The sequence below is a fragment of the Delftia sp. ASV31 genome (assembly GCF_016428765.1).
Classification (GTDB): domain Bacteria; phylum Pseudomonadota; class Gammaproteobacteria; order Burkholderiales; family Burkholderiaceae_C; genus Comamonas; species Comamonas acidovorans.
On sequence record NZ_JAELTK010000261.1, the window covers coordinates 1 to 319 of the forward strand.

Consider the following 319-nt stretch of genomic DNA (forward strand, 5'->3'; position numbering starts at 1 on the left):
CCAGCCACATCGCAAGTCTCCTTTTGCTTTTTGCCTTTTGCTTTTGAAGTGCCTTGCGCGCCGTGTTCATTTCCCGGAACGAGCGCGCACGGCAAGGCGCCGCCGCCCCGTGGCCGGGTGCAGCGGCTGTCTCTTATACACATCTGACGCTGCCGACGAAATGCGAACAGTGTAGATCTCGGTGGTCGGCGGATGATTAAAAGGGGGGGGGGGGGGGGGGGGGGGGGGGGGGGGGGGGGGGGGGGGGGGGGGGGGGGGGGGGGGGGGGGGGGGGGGGGGGGGGGGGGGGGGGGGGGGGGGGGGGGGGGGGGGGGGGGGG

1 pseudogene is annotated in these 319 nt (G+C 73.4%); it reads right to left on the bottom strand.

Features of this window, described 5'->3' with window-relative positions:
* Positions 1-66: 66 nt before the first annotated feature.
* Positions 67-319: pseudogene (locus JHD82_RS29300) on the bottom strand (hypothetical protein); the annotation flags it as partial.